We start from the raw sequence: 17,457 nt of genomic DNA, 5'->3' as shown, positions 1-17,457 counted from the left end.
TCATATTCTAAATTCATATCCATAGTCCAATCTTAATTTAACCAGGTATTTTTTTCCGATCGTGTAACTTCCAGTAACCATGAGCTCTTCTTAAGGTTCCAACTAGCTTCTGTTTAAATTTGGGTGTACCTGAGAAGTCTAATTTCTCTAAAAAGCTAATAAAAATTGTATTCTGTACCTTCTTATCAACCAAAGGCAAATTTTCGTTAAGAAAAGCTACCACAGCATCAAATAGATCTGAGTTGTCATCATCTATAGCTTTCTGAATATACCGTTTAAGACTTCCCATTTGTAAAGTAATAGAAAAACTATAATCTTCATCCAGAATTTCTTCTTCTAAATTTGGAAATATCCTAATCAAATCGGCGATAAATAAATCTTTATTTTTCATAGCACAATATCAAAACATATTATTCATATCTCTTCTAGCTCTATTTAAGTTGAATAATCTCAAAAATGGCAAAGCTTTAAATTATAAAGCCTTGCCACTAATCTTATCTTTGCACATAACATCTTTCTAAGCCAGCTTATGGATTCCGTCGAAAACAACTATATAACCCCACAATAGATGGAATTCGAGAAGTCTCCCTCCAGTGTATCCCACACACCAACATAAACATGGAGATCACCTGTTTTTCTGCTTATCTCCTCAAATTGCAACGAGCAGGTGCCCTGATTGACATTGGCAATAGAGGTTCTTAGATGCGACTCGGCATCTAAGCTTATCAATCCCAGATTGATTTTATATATGCTACTTTTATACTGATCATCTACAGTCCAGCTAAGATCAATCTGGTCGCCATCCAAGCTTACTTGACAGTTGGCTAATGGGGTAAGCGGACCCGAAAACAGCAATAGCTTTTCAAGGTTAACAAAAGGCTTATTCTCTTCATCTAATTCAAGAGTTTCTTTAAAAATGTGGCGCTGTGCCAATTGGAAAGCACCTACACGACTTCCCTTTTTCGCTAGAGACTGATAGCCAAACTCAAGAATTCTTTTATTCCATGCGGCAAACTTACCTGCAATTTTCTGTTTTTCTCTATTTAATAGCTCGGCCTCGCTAGGCGGAGACGTTCGTTTTCTTTTACCGCCGCGTATGATATTTTGGCCATTCAATAGGTAAGCATTCACCGAACCAAATTTCCCAACAATAGGGCCGTTCGGACCATTTTGTAAAATTGCCATAAAGTTTCTCTCCTTTTGTTTATAATTAATTGGTATATAAATTATTACCAAGATAACACCAAATTCCCTATTAAAAGAGGAGTAACACTATTTTTACTAGGGGTTAGCAGGGGGTTAACAGGGGTATTACCCCTGTTAACCCCCTGCTAACCCCCTGTTATACCCCTATAAAAGCCCTGTTAATATAGAAATTGATATAAGCTAGATATTGTTATGTGCACTAGATGAAAGAGCCTGTATTTGACAGAGAATAGGATCAAATACGACATGAAGAAACATGTCGTAAGATAGAGCGGGTTCAATCCTATAAAACAAAAAAAGTGAAGTACCTTACATACTTCACTTTTCCACATCGTGTTAATAACTTTGTTGAAAACTCAAAAAAAATAGCTCTTATTGCTTGATTACCTTTTCTCCAAGGGGCAACCGGTCATATCGCACCAATGTTTCTACATAGAAGAAATGGACATAGGTCAAGCACACACTATAATTACAAAAAACACCTTTTCATTTAGATAAATTGACTAAAGATATTCAATCAACAGCGAAGATGTCTTATCGTTAAAGTTTAAGATTGACAAATCAATGGTATGTCCAGTTAATAGCGCAGAATCTCCTGTAAAATCTCCATTTTCATAGAGTGTAACCTTAAAACCTTTTGGAATACTAATACTGCTCAGTTGGTCGTTCGTAACACCCAGTCCTTGCAAATCAGTAAGACTGTAACTTCCAATGCCAAGCTGTTTATACCAGCCACGGAAAGGAGTATCACCATACAATGTCACATTGGTCATAGGCGAAGTACTTAAAGATGGCCCATAAGAGTTAATATAGTAACGCAAATCAGTATATCTGTTGAAACTAGGATTTAACTTTTTCAGGAAACCGAACATCTCGCCTTTCATAATGGATGCCATCTGGACAAAAGCATAGCTGGATCCTGCCGCATTAAACGGTTTATTATAATCAGCTCTAGTTTTGTCAGGAGCCCATTCGGTGTTGACAAATTCAAGATGAATATTATTGTCAGGATCCAAGACATAAGGGGCCATAAAAGAGACCGCATCCCTAATAGATCCACCCAAGACTGGCGTATCATTGGGATTAATTCTTAAATTAACCCATTTTGTAGCACGGTGATTTACCAAACTATCAAGCATATGCCGGCCTCGTTTGATATAAAAAGTGCGACCAATCTGTCCGATAAACTCTAGATCATACACATGATAGGCAAAGGCATCCCTGCCAAGAAAATCTACGCTAGCCCCATCCGCACGATAATTTTTATTATGATGAGTACTAAAATCTGACGTCGCTTGGTTGATAAGCGCTCCATCATTCAGTATATAAGCGATATCAATCATCAACAGATTACGGATAGTTTCCCAATTATTGGTTCTGACCGATTGAGTTTTGTAAAAGTTATATCTTGTCCGTAACCAATTGTCGATCGTCATCCTGCTGTTAGCATCAATTTTTGCACGAATAAGTGAATATCCTGTAAGAAATGGAAGATATATACTTTCATCGGGAGTTTGGCTTGTTGCTGCGTTAACGGCTGCCCAAGAAAGAAGAAATTCCTTCGCCTTATCAACATATTGCCCTGCATTTGCCTGCTCCTGAAACAAAAAATATTGTAGCGCCAACGAATACACCTTAGCTGCATCAGTCTGCACTTTATTCTTGCCATCGGGATCTGAAATTTTTGCAACCGGAACAGGAACTGTATTCAATGCATCATTTGCTTTAACAGTAACTTGATTGTTTATTAGCGTTTGGGCGGCGGATAATGTTGCTAGATCAAGCTGAATGGAGTCAAAGGTTACTTTATCCATGACTAGGTTGCTATAAAAGTTTGGCCCCGATGCTGTATAATCAATTTTCAATTTTGGTCGAAGTCCCACATCCTGTGCTTCTTTAGACTGAAAGTCGGAATAAAATGAAGTAGAACCGGAGGTTTTTCGCTGTGCGACAATCTTAATAGACAATTTTCTGTCCGAATCCAAAGCTTCTTGAATCACTGAGGAGGGAATATCGAGATAGACAATTCCATTTGTAACTTTTAGTTTTCCATTGACTTCTCCAAGCTTTGTCCCTGTCGCTGGCGCATTATTCCAATTGATCGTTTTCTCACCCCAATCTTTTTCAAGCGTTGTGTAGTACAGCCACTTGGCATTTGCTGTATCCGCAGCACTGGAAACCCCACCAGCCAATTCAACACGTGCTGACTGTACACTAGCAACATTGCTGGGCAATGCGGTCAGATCAAAACGCAGATAGATATCCCTTCGATAACCTGGAGCATCATCTTTGGCAATCAGCCAACTATTATCACCATAATTGGTACTGGCGTTAGTCCCATCCTGAACATACGCATCTGCGACGGGCAAAAGGCTGACCTCATTTGCGGAATCAAAAGTAGCTGCTTTTTTTTGCAGCTGAGCAATAGAGCTTTCGGGCTTTAGCATATCCTTATGACAGGCCATCATTGCCGAAAGTGTGCTCATCAGTGCGACTGCAATGAATCTGAGTTTACTGTTTGTTGTTCTCATTCTTTGTTAGATTTATGATATTGGTAGTTTATAATTGGAACAATATGCCTCTAATACATCCGGGAGATGTAGATCATATTGTTTATCTATTGCTACTAATGGAACAGCCCTGAACAAGAGATCCTCCCAATGAAAATTTCTCTTGGCTATTTACCTCTTTTTAGCTCGCTCTGAAATGGATAGTTCTTTCCACGGCTACGTCCTTTAAAAACGATAAGAACTGAACCATCTTTCCATATCAAAGGAGCAGGATTTGATATATGTTTATGGTTCATGATCTATTGTGACCTAATAAAAAATTCGCTCTAAAAATTGTAGTATTCAATAGAATTATTATCATGTCTTTGAAACAATAAATCAAACATTGTTTCAAAGACTAGGCACTTATGATAGTTTCTATGGCTTGATTACCTTTTCTCCTTGGAGCAACCGATCATACCGAACCAATGCCTCTACATAATAGTAATCAGCATAGGTTAAAGGAACATCAACCTCTGTTTTATGTGGAATCGAACCAACACTATGTTTTAAAATATAGCCACCGGCTTCTTTATAATCTGCTTTGTAGGGTTTAGATGATAAAGACCGCAACATCTGCTCAGCCTTTGAGATATACAGCTGGCTTTCACCACCTGTTGTGTATTGCGCCAGTTCCAGCAAAGCCGAAGCGGTCACCGAAGCGGTCGACACATCACGAAGATCTTTCTGGCTATAATATTTACTATCCGGAGTAAGCTTGTTCTGGTCCATATCCCAATAAGGTATCAGATCTTTTGGAAGATTGGGATGATTCAGATAAAACTGTGCAATATGTCGAGCTTGCTCCAAATATTTCTTGTCGCCGGTCTCGCGGTACATCATCGTATAACCATACAGTCCCCAAGACTGTCCCCTAGCCCATGCAGACTCATCAAACGCACCTTGAGCAGTCTTTCTCGAAATAATGCTTCCATCCTTTGGATTGTAATCCACGACATGGTAGGAACTGTAATCTTTTCGGTAGTGATTGACCATCGTTGTATTGGCATGTTGCACCGCAATATCACGATAACGCTTATCACCTGTCATTTTGGAAACTTCCGTCAGAAACTCCAGGTTCATCATGTTGTCAATAATCACTGGGTAAGTCCAAGGCTGGCCATCCCAGTTTTTGCCCCCATCCCATGAACGGATAGTTTTGGGTGCTTCGTGGAAACGGGTCGCCAATGAGGCTGCTCCGGTACTTAAAATTTCCTTATAAGCAGCCGAATCTCCCGTCAAGCGTAATGCATTACCAAAGCTGCAGTACAACATAAAACCCAAATCATGTGTCCCCTTGTTGTTCTTTTCCTTCTCGAGTTCCTTCAACTTACTTTTGGCTTCCGTTAATAGCTTCTCATCTTTGGTATATTCATAGAGATAGAGCACTGTACCGGGATAAAATCCAGAACACCACCAGCTTGAACCCCAATTCACATATTTACCATCTTTATAGGTTGTAGGCATATCCGATTCATCGATCGATGCTGCGAGGTAGGCGATCTGCTTGTGTGCATTTTCTAAATTGGTACGGACAAATTCTTTGTCAAGCCCCAATTTCACTGTCCCTAAGTTTCGCTGACTAGAACAGGAAATTCCCTGCATTCCTAGTCCGATCATTAAAGCCCCCGTAATATAGTGTTGTATCTTCATTTTATCCAGTCCTTAATCTTTGCTTTTTTATTCTTTTTTCGTTTAATAACTTACATAATAGTCCTTGGGAAATTGCTCAGCATTCCAGCATTTTTGGGAAGTCCAGGGTTGTGGAGCACAGGTCCAGAACTCATCGTCTGCCGGTAACCCCAATGGCAAGAATGACAGAGAGGCCACATACATCGAGCCTGCGTTTGTATAGTAATCTGCGAGATTGGATTGTTTATCACCCACTACGCCCATACGCAGCCATCCTGAGGGTGCAAAGGTTTTGTCAATATAAATATGGCGGAGTATCGTGGTCAATGCGGCTCTGACCTGACCCTTCGAAATATCTTCGGGCAGCTTATTTTCTAGAGCAACAGTCGCTAGAGGCTGGAATGCGGCATTTTTATAAGTTGAGGAGCGTCCAACAACGACATAATGCCCTTCCGGAGAGATCATGCGTTCCAGGTGATGCGCATAACGCTGCATTCGTTTATAGGCTCGCTCATACATTTCCTTGTATTTTCCTCCCGCTGAAATGTTATGACGCAGTGACTCCACCTGCATACAATGGATCACATAACCATTGTAGTGATCAAAACTAAAATGGGCACCATCACTATACCAGCCATCCCCCACATACCATTCCTGATCAAATTTATTGACTGCATAATCGATCTTTTCCCGTGCACATTCCTCTCCTATGCTGTAAAGAAATGTTTCTGTCATTGCCGCAAACAGCAGCCAATTGCTCTCATTCGGCTTAATTTTGCGCAATAGTTTGAATTCTTCAACGACTCTTTTCTTAGTGCCTTGGTCCAAAGGATGCCATAAAGCCTGTGGGGCCCTCAAAAAAGCCAGTGCAAGATGCGCCGCATCTACGAGTGTTTGGGATGAAGGGCCTCGCCAGGTAAAATAATCCGGCGATTTAGGATCTACACCATACTTTATCCCCAGTAGCGCCTGGTCGCGTAATTGCTTGCGTAATTTACCTTCCTCGGTTGCGTCATCCGCTAATGCCAGCCAAGGAGCCATTCCAGCCAACAAACGACCGAAAGCTTCCAGGTATCCGACTCCAGGGTCTCTACTATCGAAAGTAGGACTCACTTCCATCGGCATATTTTTACGCCATTGTTGCTTACTGATATTGCTCAATATGGGAGCTGCCATCTTATGTAAAATAGACACCCAATAGGCACGATCGTTCTCGCCGTAATTATTTCTTTCCGATGCGGCAACATTGGCTTTCGCTTCACCAGCAAAAGATGTCGCCAGGGCTCCCATTCCGGCACCGCCCAATAGTTTTAATAAGAGTCTTCTTTTCATTGACATTGGTTTATAACGAACACAATCGAAGTGTTACACAAAACATTAAAAATCTTTATTTTAACTAAAAAAAACAAACAAAAAGAAATCAATCGCTCGAGCAAACGATTGCATGAGCGATTGATAACAACTTCTTTACAGGAGACAGAAAAATCTTCTCCTATTTCTTAATCGTCCCAGCCACTATTTTGTGTCAAGGCTGTGTTCCGTTCCCGCTCCACTTGTGGGATTGGCCATGTATAGAGTTGATCACCTCTCCAGTCATACGGAGAAACGACTCCTCCCCATGCTTGTTTAATACCATTTCCTGTATAAAAAGAAGTCTCTTTCAATGTTTTCCAACGCAACTCGTCAAAATAAATAACACCTTCACACATCAACTCACGACGGCGTTCTTCACGAATTTCTTTTCGGAGATCCTGCTCACCAATTCCTAAGGGTAATTCTCCAACTCCTGCACGCTTTCTTACCTCATTTACCTTTAATACTGCCTCGCTAGGCTTTGTTGACTCATTCAATGCCTCCGCCCATAGCAAAAGGATATCTGCATAACGCATGACGATATAATCATATGCTCCAGCTTCTCTATTTGGTATACCTGGATTAGCACCTTCGTAAACAAACTTACGTGGGTAGTAGTAAAAATTAGGGACGATATCCGTTCTCAAATCAAATACGCCACCAAACTCCTGTCTATATGGCCATCTTGACGTAAAGGTTTGATCTGTTGCACCATTGGCTCCCACAAATGTAGAGTAAGGTAAAATCATATTACTTGCTAGTCTAGGATCACGATCTTCATAGGCTTTCTTCAGGCGTTCTTCATTACCGGTAGGCAAATACAAAGACATATCAAGCTTGTTTGTAGTCCGTTTGTCAATATTCGATATTTCAGTAGCGGTCAAATTATTCCGCAAGAAAAACACCTCCCTTTGGCCCGGTGCCATCTGATTATAGCCTGGCAAGTAATCGTCCCAATTAAACTTAGATCCATCTTTGCGTTGATAGCGGTCTGCAGCATCAGGGTGTACTAAATAAGTATTCCAATTGGACCCAAATGCTGAACGTGATCCGAATCTAAATTGGTAATCGGAGCCATATCCTGCCAAAGCCATATTTTGGATGCTAAATATAATTTCGGGACTTTGTTCATTATCTCCTTTAAATAGAGATGCATAATCGCTAAATAAACTGTGTCCCAAGCTTTTGACTTGTTCGAAATCAGCGATTGCTTTTGCCCACTCTTTTGTATACATATAAACCTTGCCACGGAGCGCATAAGCGGCAGATTTTGTCACCCTACCAAAGTTTGCATTTCCTTTATCATAGCGATTCGGTAACTGAGCTTCGTTGATACAATCCGTGAGATCTTTAATGATAAAGCTCCAAACTTCCTGTTCAGTATTCCTTGGTTTATCAACTTTGTCCCATTCTATTGGATCGGTATAAATAGGCACTCCTTTATACAACTGATTCAATCGATAATAGTAATAGGCGCGTAAGAATTTTACTTCTGCAGTTAATTTAGCCTTTTTCTCTGCTCCCACTGGTGACACATTGGCTATCCCATAGATCGCATTATTGCTCCGATGGACACCTTCATATAAATTTTGCCAAGTGGATGAAAAAATTCCGGATGAACTTGTGGCAGTTGCATTCATCAAAGTTGAATTATCCCGGCCTTGGAGAGTAACATAGGAATCATATACATAAAGCATCTGACCGAGGCGCAAACCTTGATATACACCATTTACACCTTGGTCCGTAAGGTTTTCAGTTAGCCACATATTATTGGTCAATACCTGTGTTTTAGGTACTGTATCCAATAAATCCTTCTGACAAGCAGAAAACAATGTTGCTGAACCGAGAGTCACGCTAAGCAATATTTTTTTACTCCACAAATTATATTTTTTTATATTATTTTTCATAATCTTTCTCTTTTTAGAATCCAATATTCAAACCAAAAGCAAACTGTTTCATTGTTGGATATTCTGCTCCTGCACCAACTTCTGGATCTAACCCCGGAAAATCAGTAAACATCAATAGGTTCTCTCCAGAGAAAAATACCCTTAGACTACGTACTTTAACTTTTTCAGTTAGTTTCTTATCAAACGTATAACCTATTTGCAAATTTCTAAGCTTTAAAAAATTTGCATTATACAACCAATAATCGCTTGCCTGATTATTGATATTTTCTGCAGAAGTTCCGTATTTCAATCTAGGGAAATATCCATTTTGATTGGTACGTGGATCATTTGGTGCCGCCGGGTTATAGAAATAATGGTCATCTGCAATACGAGTGGTTACCTGGTTACCAAGGATCAACACATTGTTATTATAACCAGCATCTGTCCAATAATACTGTCCTCCAGCCTCTCCTGCCCAAATCATAGACATATCAAGACCTTTATAAGAGAATCCGAGATTAAATCCATAGATATATTTAGGACTTGTCGACGTTCCGGTAAAGTACTGGTCGGCATTATTTCCATAAATACCATCTCCGTTCAGATCGGCATAGATCAAGTCTCCATAATACATCCGTGCATTCGAACCATAGCTATCCGCAATGGCTTGAGATGAGGTTACAAAAGAATAACCAGCAGCTTTCATCGCTTTTGCCCACTCGTAATCCTGATCCGTACGGATCATCCCTGTAGTAGGTCCACCGTTAACATTGACGGATCCGTCGGAATTAAAATAACTACCATTTCCTCTATATACTTGACGTAAATAGAATTCATCCAACTGGTATCCCTCAAGTCTTCGGTTTACACCACCTGTAGATACATCACCTAAATTAGTCTGCCATACCATTTTTCCCGTTCCGTCATCAACCATACCTTGAACCAGCTTACCCTCGTATTCCGTAACTTTATTTTTATTATACGAGAAATTACCACCAATGTTATAACTGAAATCCCCGATCTTATCCCGCCAGTTCAGGTTAAGCTCAATTCCTTTATTACGCATAGCGGCTTGGTTATAAAAGGGAGCACTAGCAGTACCCGCAGTAATTGGCATTTGTGCTGTACGAATAATATTTGAAGTTTTACGATCGTATAAACTTAGTTCCACGGATGCACGTCGGTTTAATGTTGCAAATTCCAATCCAAGCTCCTTATTTTCGGAATCTTCCCATTGCAACAAGTTATTGCCAAAACGTGACAATCTAAGACCATTAGCTTGCGCGCCGTTGAAAGAATAACCTACCTGGCCATACACACCATGCCATCCATAAACGTTCAGATCGTCTCCGCCATCATTCCCTAATTTACCCCACGATCCACGAATTTTAATATCTTGCAAATAAGGATCTACCGCCTTCATAAATGATTCCTTAGACAATATATATCCTAACGAAACAGAAGGGAAAGTACCATATTTCTTGCCAAGACCAAATTTTGATGAACCATCTCGACGTAAACTAAATTCGGCTAAATATTTCCCATCATAATCGTAGCTAAAGCGACCGAAAAAAGAACGCATGGAGTTATCAGATTCTGCGCCGGAGATGCTATTCATCTCGGTTCCTGTACCGATATTAGTAATGGTAGCATCTATCAATCCTTTTGTAGAAGCACTAAATCCAGAATCGTTGTAATAAAATTCATTATGACCAACTAATGCACCAATCGTATGTTTACCAATCATCGTGTTATAACGCAATACGTTATCAAAAGATTTTCTGTAAATTTTATTATAGGACTGTCCAGTCGTCGAGGTCGCAAGGTTAACAGGAGTCGATGTAATCGTCATGGTTGAAAAGTCATACCGTGGTGACGGATCAGACCAGGTTTTCACTTCATCAAATCGGCTCTGGTAATTAAATTTCGTTTCAAATGTCAACCCCTTCCAAAGTTTAACATTCGCAAATAAGGTTGCGTTGAGCCGTGTACGTTCATTACTTCCTTTATTATCGTAAAGGTAGGTCAATAAATTGTTCAGCTGAGATGATTCTCCGGAGCTGAGCACAGCGCTTCCAAACTTACTGTCATACATTGGGTAAATACCTGGTGTAGTTTGCCGCAAAAAATTATACAGATTGGCATCTGAAGCCATAGAACGTTCTTCTTTAACAACAAATGTCTGTGTACCCACGGTCAGGAAGTTGGTAACATCTGTCTCCAGATTCACCCGCCCTTCATAGCGTTTCATCCCTGTATTGTGCATAATGCCAGGGTTATCCTGTATTCTTCCAGATAGATTGTAGCGGATATTTTCACTCCCCCCCAAAACACTGACATTATGACTTTTTAACCAGGCATTCTCATAAATCCAATCGCCCCAGTTTGTATTGGGATATGCGACATAATTTGGTATGCCCTGAGCAGTCAAACCATTTGGATCAGCATTTGCCGCCGTCCAAGTATCAATAGCACTTTGCGTATATGGGCCTTTCTCGCCGATATTTTCTGCGGCCTCTTGAAACAAGCTCATATGTCTCAAATAATCGCTTACAAATTCAGGCTTTGCGCTTGGCGTTGTTCTCGAAAACAAACCTGAATATTTTATTTGCGGCGCTTGTCCGCCTTTTCCTTTCTTTGTTGTAATGACAATAACTCCATTCGCGGCCCGCGCACCATAGATAGCTGCCGAAGACGCGTCTTTTAATACTGATATTGTTTCAATATCTTCCGGATTTACTGCATCCATTACCCCCTGAATACCGTCAATAATGACAAGAGCATCATTATTGTTCATGGTACCTGTACCGCGTACGCGAATGGTTGCTCCATCACTACCAGGCTTACCATTACCGACTTTGACTTGGACACCGGCTGCAAGCCCCGAAAGTGCCGAAGATACGTTCGTTACCGCTCTACTTTCAAGCTTCTTGCCATCAATCGTCGCAACCGACCCTAACAATTTCGCCTTCTTCTGTTGTCCGTACCCCACGACTACAACTTCATCAATGGCAGCACTTGCACCGTCCATAGTTACATTGACGACATTGCGACCATTGACAACAACCTCTTGATTTTGATAACCGATATAGGAAACTAAGATGGTTGCATTGGAGCCAACTGACAATGAATAGGTACCGTTTGCATTTGTAGAAGTAGAAACACTTCCACCCTTTTCTCGAATCGTTACACCCGATAAAGGTGCTCCTTGACTGTCTGTAATCCGCCCCGTAATTGAAATTTTCTGTTGTGCCATACTCGCACCCACAGTAAACATCATCATAGCAGACAGTCCAACTTTGTAAAACTTTGCCATACTTTAGGAAATTAGTTTTATAATAAAAATTGGTTGTTTAATAGGCCAAAGATGGGTTTATGAGCAAATTAAGAGGGGTAAAATTCATAAATATTTGGGGGTAAAATCTTAAATTTGACACAAATACCCCATAACCATGAGCATACTACCTATTTTATCGCGACAATTTCTGCTGTTGATATCCATCATTTCCCTTTGTCATGCACAGAATTTAAAATTTGAGACACTAAGCCAGGAGAACGTATTGGATAAACAGGCGGTATTAACAATTGCTCAAGATAAACAAGGTAAACTTTGGTTCGGCGGCGGAGCCAACCTTTTTGTATACGACTCCCAGAATATCACTAATATTCTCGTACAGGATACCGTATTTAAAAAGGTAGATTACATTAACAAGATTGCCATCAACGCAAATAATGACCTTTTCATTGCTACAGCAACGCAGTTATTTATTTTCGATATCGACAAACGCAAAGCGGTATTTAAACAAGGAAAACCTTTTCAAGAAAAAATTACTGTCGCCGACATACAGCTCCTTTCAGACAAAATATTTCTGTGCACCGACAAAGGTCTCTATCAGGCTATCCCCACAGCAGGTACCTACAATCTCAAAAAACTCATTAACCAATCCCGAGTACAATCGATTATTCAGACAGGACCAGAAACCTATATCATGGCGAGCATGAATGGCATAACGTCTTTTTCTTTGAAAAATAATCAAATTTCTACGAACCAGAATCTTATAGCATCTCCCCTGCCGTTAAAAGAGCAGATTTTCAGCACAATGTATCTTCATAAAAACATCCTGTGGGTTGGTACAAAATTGCATGGAATATTCCAATACAACTTCGTTGATAAAAAATGGAATAACCTAACAGAAACAAATAGCAATCTGCTCAGCAATAACATCCGGAAAATTGTCCCAACTAAACAAGGAGAACTACTGATTGGAACACTAAAAGGACTCTCCATCTTTAACGGGACACCACATTTCTTAAACTATAAACATAATACCTCCGTCAAAAACTCATTGAGTCAAAACTCTATCTATGATATCTTTATTGATCGACAACAGATCACCTGGATAGGAACTTATTTTGGAGGAATCAATGCCATCTACCCCGATCTGATCCCCATACAGCATTATTCAACACGTTCGCGTCCAGGTCTCAGCCTCAATAGCGATATCACCGGCAGTTTCGCAGAGTCAGAAAATGCGTTTTGGATTGGAACAGAAGAAGAAGGAATCAACAAAATTGACAAAAGAACAGAAACCACCTCTCCTTTGTCTAAATTAACCCAGTCAAACCTGATCAAGGATCTATACGTTAGAGATAACAAAATTTATGCAGCACAGTACGGCGGCGGTTATTCCATTATCGATGCACAATCTGGAAACACACAACACTTTTACCTGGAAAAAGATCTCCTAAACCTCAAAAACAATATTTATAGCATTTACGTCGATCCCGTACATCGCATTTACCTCGGAACCAATAAAGGGCTTTACATCGTCGATCCTGGAAAACCTGCAGCGTATAACGCTGCATTAAAAACAGGTACAATTGATGATATCCAAGCGGACAATAAACAGCATACTTATTTGCTCAGAGGAGGTACACTTTTTCGCAAAAAACCGAATGAATCAAACATAAAACCAATAAAACAGCTAGATACATTGACGCTAGGCGGATTTTATGTTCATCCGAACGGGGACATCTGGCTGACATCCAAAGAATACTTATATCATTTTGATCAGCATGATCACTTAACCAAGGTATCTCGCTTTCCGAACAATTCGCTAGGCTGGCCCATCTTTGTGAACAATCAGGTATGGCTTACCAGTAAAAATGGATTAATATGCTATAATCCCAAAACAAAACATAGCTACCTCCTGAATCAATATGACGGTTTACCGGTCAAAAATCTACTTGGAGCCAAAGTCTTTGCCAGCAAAACAGGAACACTATTCGTCACAACACTCAATGGTGTAGTTGCCCTGGATACCCGAACAATAACTTTCAATCAGACTATCCCCGAGGTACTCTTCCGAAATATCTTTCTCGAAGAGACACCCTTGAACTACGGACGGCTTCAGAAAACGACCGATCACAACAGCTATCAGCTCAAACTCCGACATGATGAAAACTTTGTTACGATTAATTTCTCAGGTTCTAATTTCATCAAACCACAAAAGAATAGATACCGATATAAGCTTGATGGCTTTGACAAGGATTGGGTTGAAACAAGTACTCCGTCAATACGATATACCAATATTCCAGTCGGAATGCATACTTTGACCATATTCGCCAGTAACAACGATGGCATTTGGAGCAGTATACCCCTACGGATCAATATCGATATTAAACCTCCCTTTTGGAGAACCTGGTGGGCCTATCTGTTGTATGCCGGCTTATTTACCTTGGGTGTACATTTTGTCATCAAGTTTGTTGTCGAACGTGAGATGTTGATCAATTCAGAACGGGAACAGGAAAAGAAAATAAAATTCTTTACACAGATATCGCACGAAATTCGCACACCGTTGACTTTGATTACAGCTCCATTAGACGAAATTATTTCCGAAACGGCCAATCTGACTTCTACACAAAACAAAGTAAAACGGATAAAAAAGAATGCCAGTAAGCTCCTTGGTGTTATCAACGAGCTGCTGGACTTTAAAAAATTCGATGACAAACACTTTGTACTGAAGAAAACCGACATCTCTTTTAGAGAATACATAGAAGATACGTTCTACTTACTGAATGACCTTGCCAAAACAAAACATCTCAACTATTATATACGTCAGTTGGATGCAATAGGATTACAATCCATTGATACCCTGCAGTTTGACAAAGTGATGTTTAATCTACTATCCAATGCCATCAAATATACACCCGAATATGGTACCGTTTACCTTGAGCTGATCGAAAGCGATGACTCATTTTCCATAAACATAGTTGATAGTGGCATTGGTATTGCCACAGACAATCAGTTCAAAATATTTGAAGAATACTATCGTGAAGAACAAGCTAATGATGCAATCGGCACAGGCATTGGATTGGCACTTACCAAACAAATTGTGCAGCAACACAAGGGAGAGATTCGTTGTTTTTCGAAGGAGGATGAAAAAGGAAAATGGACGGTATTTACGGTAACCTTACTGAAACAAGCTGGCGAGAAAGTAGAGCCGCAAGCAATAGGCCTCCTTGCAAAGGAAACAGAGGACGTTAGCATACTGGTACCAAGCACGCTTGATACTTCCTTGCAACAAACTATTTTAATTGTAGAAGACAACAAAGAATTATTAGCAACGGTAGTCAGTCTGTTTCAGGACACCTACACAATCATTACGGCTGATCATGGCGAAGAAGCTCTTTCCAAAGCATTGGAATATATCCCTGACCTGATTATTTCAGACTTGATGATGCCTTATATGGATGGAGCCCAACTGTGTCAGGCCGTTAAAACAAATATGGTGACAAGCCATATTCCGTTCATTTTGTTGACAGCCGTAACAGACAGCCATTCACAAACCTTAGCCCTGGAGCAGGGTGCAAATATCTATTTAACAAAGCCCTTCGACAATAAACAACTATTTCTCTCCGCTCAGAATCTCATGGCTATCAGCCACAAAAAGAGTAAAGAATTTCAGGTCAAAACAGCTTCATTCGACAATGAACTTGATGCGCAATTCATCTCATCCCTAAATGAGTTGATCGAAGAAAATATCCAGTCAGATGGCTTTGATGTTAATTTTATATCACGTAAAATGGGAATGAGCGCTCCAATTCTCTATCGTAAACTGAAGGCAATATCCAATTTATCGCTCAATAATTATGTTAAAACGTATAGGCTAAACAAAGCGAAAGAACTACTGAATTCTGACATGAACATCAGTGAGATCGCCTATGCTGTGGGGTTTTCGGACAGGAAGTACTTTAGTAAGGAATTTAAAAAACAGTTTGGATACAATCCGTCGGAACAAACCGCTACGACCAACCAGAATAGCTAAACCCTGTTATATCGAACGTGGTCCCCGTAATGCTCAATAAACGCTGTAATTCCCAATAAAAAGACAGAGGTGGCTATGCCACCTCTGTCTTTTAGCTTTAACTACGTTTTTAATCAAGTTTGAGCCTTACTTAAAACAAATCATTTTTTAAACGATCCGATCCCACTAAAATAAGCTTTTAACTGTTGACAACCTTATTTAGCGATCTCTTTGATCATAGGTTCTCCGGACAATAGGCGCTGATAACGAACCAAGGCCTCCACATAATAGTAATCGGCATAGGTCAACGGCACATCGATTTCCGAATTTAATGGCAGCGCTCCAACACTGTGTTGTAAGATATACCCACCATTTTGACCATAAGGTGCCAGATAAGGTGCCTTCGACAGGTTCTTAAGAATCGTTTCTGCTTTATCAAAATAATTCAAAGCTTCACTTCCCTTTGTGTATTGTGAGAGCTCTAACAAAGCAGATGCATATAATGCCGCCGCAGATACATCCCGCAGATCCTTATTCGGATACATTTTATCTGACTGCGCAATTTTATCTTTATCAAAATCCCAGTAAGGAACCAGATCAGCAGGCAAATTCGGATTGCTTAGGATATACTTTGCGATTTGCTGGGCTTGCTTCAAAAATTCTTTCTTCTTTGTCTCGCGGTACATCATGGTATAACCATACAGCGCCCATCCTTGTCCTCTTGACCATGCCGATTCATCAAATGCGCCCTGATGGGTCTTTTTACCAATCGCCTTACCTGTGTTTTTATCATAATCGATCACATGGTATGAGCTATAATCTTTTCTGAAGTGATTTTTCAAGGTTGTTTCAGCATGAGATACCGCAATATCATAGAATTTTTTATCTCCAGTCATTTTAGACACCTGTGTCAAAAACTCCAGGTTCATCATATTATCGATTATAACCGGATACTGCCATGATCCGTGATCCCAAGAACGAATCGTTTTGGTAGTTGGACTATAGCGCGATGCTAAGGAATTGGCGCCGGTGCTGAGTACTGGTCCATACTTTTGGTTATCACCCGTGAGACGCAGTGCGTTTCCAAAACTACAGAATAACATAAACCCTAAATCATGTGTACCCTTGTTGTTCTTTTCTTTTTCTAGATAGGTCAATTTCTCGGTTGCTTTCTTTAATAACCCTTCATCTTTGGTGCCTTCATATAAATACAACAATGTCCCTGGATAAAACCCCGAACACCACCAGCTCGACGAAGAAAATACCTCTTTGCCATTTTCGAAAGTTTTTGGAAACTTTTCTGTCGGAGTTTCGTTCGCCAGGACTTTTATTTGCTTCGCTGCAGCATCTAGCTGCTGCTGAATAAACGCTTTGGATAGATTCGGTTTTGCCGTTTGCGCCTGAACGACAGTCGAAGTACCCAAAATGGCCAATAATAACACGGAAAGTTGTTTTAATTTCATTATTTTCTATTCTTTTATTTTTATTTGGTCAGCGCATTAGCGCTTTAATGCTATACCTAAA

General features: G+C 40.1%; 9 protein-coding genes. 1 reads left to right on the top strand and 8 read right to left on the bottom strand.

The window, feature by feature from the left end:
* Positions 1–37: 37 nt before the first annotated feature.
* From L1283_RS02895 to L1283_RS02865, 7 genes are all read right to left on the bottom strand, one after another.
* Positions 38–391: a DUF7674 family protein gene (locus tag L1283_RS02895; protein ID WP_088160088.1), complete on the bottom strand. Its 354-nt coding sequence runs from the start codon at positions 389–391 to the stop codon at positions 38–40.
* Between the two features lie 158 nt (positions 392–549).
* The gene (locus tag L1283_RS02890; RefSeq protein ID WP_088160087.1) at positions 550–1,185 is read right to left on the bottom strand and encodes a hypothetical protein; all 636 of its coding nucleotides are present in this window, start codon (positions 1,183–1,185) and stop codon (positions 550–552) included.
* 524 nt (positions 1,186–1,709) lie between these two features.
* On the bottom strand, positions 1,710–3,737 hold the full coding sequence (locus L1283_RS02885) for a DUF7594 domain-containing protein (protein WP_088160086.1): 2,028 nt from the start codon (positions 3,735–3,737) through the stop codon (positions 1,710–1,712).
* 396 nt (positions 3,738–4,133) lie between these two features.
* Complete coding sequence (locus tag L1283_RS02880; protein ID WP_088160085.1) at positions 4,134–5,408, bottom strand: glycoside hydrolase family 88 protein; 1,275 nt, start codon at positions 5,406–5,408, stop codon at positions 4,134–4,136.
* 42 nt (positions 5,409–5,450) lie between these two features.
* A complete protein-coding gene (locus tag L1283_RS02875; RefSeq protein ID WP_088163432.1) occupies positions 5,451–6,719 on the bottom strand; it encodes a DUF2264 domain-containing protein in 1,269 nt (422 codons plus the stop codon).
* A gap of 167 nt (positions 6,720–6,886) precedes the next feature.
* Positions 6,887–8,647, bottom strand: coding sequence for a RagB/SusD family nutrient uptake outer membrane protein (locus L1283_RS02870; RefSeq protein WP_088160084.1), 1,761 nt, complete (start codon positions 8,645–8,647; stop codon positions 6,887–6,889).
* A 13-nt stretch (positions 8,648–8,660) separates the two neighbouring features.
* Positions 8,661–11,942: a SusC/RagA family TonB-linked outer membrane protein gene (locus L1283_RS02865; RefSeq protein ID WP_429625738.1), complete on the bottom strand. Its 3,282-nt coding sequence runs from the start codon at positions 11,940–11,942 to the stop codon at positions 8,661–8,663.
* A 136-nt stretch (positions 11,943–12,078) separates the two neighbouring features.
* On the opposite strand from L1283_RS02865, the gene L1283_RS02860 reads away from it, so the two are divergent.
* Positions 12,079–15,954 carry an ATP-binding protein gene (locus tag L1283_RS02860; RefSeq protein WP_429625737.1) on the top strand — a complete coding sequence of 1,292 codons (3,876 nt, stop codon included), beginning with the start codon at positions 12,079–12,081 and terminating at the stop codon, positions 15,952–15,954.
* Between the two features lie 194 nt (positions 15,955–16,148).
* Here L1283_RS02860 and L1283_RS02855 read toward each other — a convergent pair whose 3' ends face one another.
* Positions 16,149–17,396, bottom strand: coding sequence for a glycoside hydrolase family 88 protein (locus L1283_RS02855; RefSeq protein ID WP_145327171.1), 1,248 nt, complete (start codon positions 17,394–17,396; stop codon positions 16,149–16,151).
* Positions 17,397–17,457 lie beyond the last annotated feature (61 nt).

Origin of the sequence: Sphingobacterium sp. HSC-15S19 (assembly GCF_050433745.1) — a bacterium.
Taxonomy (GTDB): Bacteria; Bacteroidota; Bacteroidia; order Sphingobacteriales; family Sphingobacteriaceae; genus Sphingobacterium; species Sphingobacterium siyangense.
Note: the sequence above shows the minus strand (reverse complement) of the source record. Positions and strands in the feature narration are given on the sequence as shown.

Excerpts from the sequence above, each read along its gene's own strand:
- L1283_RS02895 (WP_088160088.1), bottom strand. The coding sequence starts at position 391 with ATGAAAAATAAAGATTTATTTATCGCCGATTTGATTAGGATATTTCCA.
- L1283_RS02890 (WP_088160087.1), bottom strand. The coding sequence starts at position 1,185 with ATGGCAATTTTACAAAATGGTCCGAACGGCCCTATTGTTGGGAAATTT.
- L1283_RS02885 (WP_088160086.1), bottom strand. The coding sequence starts at position 3,737 with ATGAGAACAACAAACAGTAAACTCAGATTCATTGCAGTCGCACTGATG.
- L1283_RS02880 (WP_088160085.1), bottom strand. The coding sequence starts at position 5,408 with ATGAAGATACAACACTATATTACGGGGGCTTTAATGATCGGACTAGGA.
- L1283_RS02875 (WP_088163432.1), bottom strand. The coding sequence starts at position 6,719 with ATGAAAAGAAGACTCTTATTAAAACTATTGGGCGGTGCCGGAATGGGA.
- L1283_RS02870 (WP_088160084.1), bottom strand. The coding sequence starts at position 8,647 with ATGAAAAATAATATAAAAAAATATAATTTGTGGAGTAAAAAAATATTG.
- L1283_RS02865 (WP_429625738.1), bottom strand. The coding sequence starts at position 11,942 with ATGGCAAAGTTTTACAAAGTTGGACTGTCTGCTATGATGATGTTTACT.
- L1283_RS02860 (WP_429625737.1), top strand. The coding sequence starts at position 12,079 with ATGAGCATACTACCTATTTTATCGCGACAATTTCTGCTGTTGATATCC.
- L1283_RS02855 (WP_145327171.1), bottom strand. The coding sequence starts at position 17,396 with ATGAAATTAAAACAACTTTCCGTGTTATTATTGGCCATTTTGGGTACT.